The 3,452-nt window shown below is 68.3% G+C and carries 3 protein-coding genes and 1 pseudogene; 1 reads left to right on the top strand and 3 read right to left on the bottom strand.

The genetic code is table 11. From position 1 onward, the window contains the following. The 3 genes and pseudogenes from ACR2JA_RS04015 to ACR2JA_RS04005 form a co-directional block, all read right to left on the bottom strand. On the bottom strand, nt 1–220 hold a 220-nt coding region (locus ACR2JA_RS04015; protein WP_434007831.1), incomplete at its 3' end, for an FAD-dependent oxidoreductase. 10 nt (nt 221–230) lie between these two features. Then, nucleotides 231–1,073, bottom strand: a pseudogene (locus ACR2JA_RS04010) (tripartite tricarboxylate transporter substrate binding protein). Between the two features lie 176 nt (nt 1,074–1,249). Further along, nucleotides 1,250–2,323, bottom strand: a complete 1,074-nt coding sequence (locus ACR2JA_RS04005; protein ID WP_434007830.1) for an amidohydrolase family protein — start codon at nt 2,321–2,323, stop codon at nt 1,250–1,252. A gap of 101 nt (nt 2,324–2,424) precedes the next feature. Between ACR2JA_RS04005 and ACR2JA_RS04000 the strand changes: the two genes are divergently transcribed. Then, the gene (locus ACR2JA_RS04000; protein WP_434007829.1) at nt 2,425–3,348 is read left to right on the top strand and encodes a LysR family transcriptional regulator; all 924 of its coding nucleotides are present in this window, start codon (nt 2,425–2,427) and stop codon (nt 3,346–3,348) included. The last annotated feature ends 104 nt before the right edge of the window (nt 3,349–3,452 follow it).

Here is a 3,452-nt window from a genome sequence, read left to right as displayed (position 1 = left end):
GGTTCTCGATGCCCACAGCCTCCAGCGCCGGCTGCAGCCCCAGTGCCGCCAGCTCGCGCATGGCGTGCGGCAGCAGGGTGATGCCCACCCCCAGTTCGCTTACCTCGGGCACGCTCTCGTACACATCGCAGGCCAGACCGCGCTGGTGCAGGTGCAAGGCGAAGGACAGGCCGGCGATGCCCCCGCCCACCACGGCGATCCGGGGTGTCTGGCTGCTCATGCCGCCCTCCTCATTCGGCCTTGATGCCGTTGCGCCGGATCACCTCGCCCCAGCGCGGGTAGTCCTTGACCGTCAGCGCCGTGAGTTCGTCGGTGGTGGACGCAGCAGCGTCCATGCCGGCCTTGCCCAGCAGGTCCTTGATCTCGGGCTGCCGCAGGATGGCGGCGATCTCGGTGTTCAGGCGGGTGACGACCGGTGCTGGCGTCTTGGCCGGTGCAAAGAAGGCGTACCAGAGGTCGACTTCCACGTCTTTCACCCCGAGTTAGCCAAAGGTGGCCACACCGGGCGCCACCGGGTGGCGCTTGGGGCTGCCCACGGCCAGCGCCGTCAGCCGGCCGCTGTTGACAAAGCCTTGCGCGATGTGCACCGGCAGGAAACCCACGTTCACCTCGCCCGAGAGCAGGTCGGTGGTGTAGCCGGCGGTGCCCCGGTACGGCACGTGCAGCATGAACAGGCCGGTGCGGACCTTGAACAGCTCCATCGCCATGTGGTGGGGCGTGCCCACGCCGGGCGAACCGAAAGCGATGGACCCCGGCTTGGCCTTGGCCGCGGCCACCAGCTCCGGCAGGGTCTTGATGCCGGTCTTGGGGTTGGCCACCAGCATCAGCGTGCCCCAGGCCGCGAGCGACACCGACGAAAAGTCTTTCACCGGGTCGAACGGCACGTTGGCGTACAGCTGGGATGCCATCAGCATGGTGTTGGCGCCCATCAGCACCGTGTGGCCGTCGGGGCGGGCCTTGGCCACCGCATCGGCGCCGATGTTGCCGCTGGCCCCCGGCATGTTCTGCACCGTCACCGGCTGGCCCAGCCGCTCGCTCAGGCGCGGCCCCACGGCGCGGGCGATGGTGTCCATGCCGGTGCCGGCCGTGAACGGCACGATGATCTTGATCGGCTGCGACGGCCAGGTCTGCGCCTGCAGGCCGCCAGCGGCGACCAGCAAGGCAAGACTGGCAAAAAGTCGGCGTGAGGGGTTTTTCATGGGTGTCTCCGGTGGTTGTTGTCGTGATCGCAGGCGCTTCGGGGCGCGTTTCAGCGCGGCGGAATCTTGAACACCGCCTGCGCGTTGGTCTGGAAAAAGCGCAGCTGGTCTTCGGCGCTCATGGGCATGCCGTCGAGCGCGATCACCTCGTCCACCGCGTGCTGGTAGGGGTAGTCCATGGCGTAGAGCACGCGGTCGCTGCCCATGAAGTCCTGCGCAAAGCGGATGGCGGGCGCCCAGGCCACGCCGCTGTTGGTGATGTAGAAGTGCTCGCGCAGGTACTCGCTGGGCTGGCGCTGCAGCGGCTGCACGCTGGCATAGCGCTGCGACTTCACCGTGGCGCGGTGCATGTAGTCCAGCCGGTAGGCCCAGTACGGCAGCGCCTCGCCCATGTGGCCCAGCACCATGCGCAGTTTGGGGAAGCGATCGAACACGCCGGCGGTGATGATGCGCAGCGCGTGCAGCCCGGTTTCCACGCCGAAGCCGTAGATGGCGCCGTCCAGACCGGCCTCGAAGAACGGCTGGTACATGCCGGGCGGCAGCGAGTTGGGGTGCAGGTAGATCGGCGCGTCGTGGGCCTCGGCGGCGGCGAAGATGTCCCAGAACTTCGGGTCCGACAGGTACTCGCCCTGTGTGTGGGAGTTGATGACGACGGCATGGATGCCCAGCTGGGTCACGCCACGCTCGATCTCCTTGGCCGCGGCTTGCGGGTCCTGCGGCGCCACGGCGAGCATGCCAGCGAACCGCGTCGGGTGGCGGCGGATCGCGTCCGCCAGTCGGTCGTTGGCCTCGCGGGCAAACGAGACCGCCGTGGCCTTGTCCATCACCTGCACACCGGGCGAGGTCAGCGCCAGCACCTGCACGTCGATGCCGCAGGCGTCCATGTGCTGCAGGCGCAGCTGGTCCAGGTCGGTCAGGCACCGCATGATGTGCTGCGCCCGTTCGCTCGGGCTGGTCATGTAGAAGCCCATCAGCCCGCGAAAGCCAGGGTCGGCATCGCCTCGCTCGAGGATGCGGCGGTAGATGTCCAGCATCTCGGGGAGCGCAAAGGCCTCTTCGGTCGCGATGCGCAGGTACGGCGCGGGCGCGGGCACCCGGGTGGACTGGGGGTCCGGCAGCTGCATGGTTTGTCTCCGTCTTATGGTGTGACAGGCATCTTAATTAGGCGCGGTTTGCACAACAATAAGTCAATTCGCACAATCAGTTTTTCCAGATCGAGACAAATATGGACACCCTGAGCAACCTCAAGGCCTTTGTGGCCGCGGCCGAGACCGGCAGCTTCTCCGCCGCGGCCCGCCAGGCCGGGCTGGTGCCGTCGGTCATCAGCAAACGCATCGAACAGCTGGAATGGCGCATCCGCGCGCCCCTGTTCACGCGCACCACCCGCAAGCTCACCCTCACCGACGTGGGCGAACGCTACCTGCCCGTGGTGCGGGCCCTGGTCCGCCAGGTGGACGACGCGCTGGCCGGCATGGCCCAGGCCAGCGGGGAGCTGGAGGGCCACATCCGCATCAAGATCCCGACCACGCTGGGCGTGCTCAACCTCAGCCGCCTGCTCAACCAGTTTCTCGTCGAGCAACCCATGATCAGCATGGACATCGTGCTCGCGGACCGTTCGGTCAACCCTCTGGAAGAAGGCTTCGACCTGGCCATCGGCGCACGGCCCGAGTCCTACGGCCAGGTGCAGGACCACCCGCTGTGTCCGATCAGCCGCCGGCTCTGTGCCACGCCGGCCTACCTGCAACGCTGCGGAACGCCACAGGCCCCGGCCGAGCTGATGGACCACGACTGCCTGGTGTTCGCGACCTCGGGCACGCGCTGGGAATTCCAGGGACCGCAGGGCCTGGTCGGGGTGGACGTGCGGCCCAAGCTCAAGAGCAACGATGGCTCGGCGCTGTGCCAGGCCACGCTGGATGGCCTGGGCGTGTCGGTGCTGGCCGACTACCTGGTGGCGCCGGCACTGGCCCGTGGCGAGCTGGTGGAGCTGATGCCCGACCACCACCTGCCCGACCTGTGGCTCAAGGCGCTGGTGCCCGCCAACCGGATCGAGCTGCCCCGCATCCGCAGCCTGCTGCAGTGGCTCACGGTGCAGCTGCAGTCAGCGCAGCTGGGCGGTCACTGGCCCACGGCGCCCGACCCGGTGACCTGAGCTGGCTTGACCTGACCGGTGGACCGCCGGTCATCCCCCGGGGGTGGGGGGCGGGCGCCAGTAGGCGTAGGACCAGGCCGTGTCCATGCCCGCGCGGCGGTACA

It is taken from the genome of Hydrogenophaga sp. (assembly GCF_051007235.1).
GTDB lineage: Bacteria > Pseudomonadota > Gammaproteobacteria > Burkholderiales > Burkholderiaceae_C > Hydrogenophaga.
Note: the sequence above shows the minus strand (reverse complement) of the source record. Positions and strands in the feature narration are given on the sequence as shown.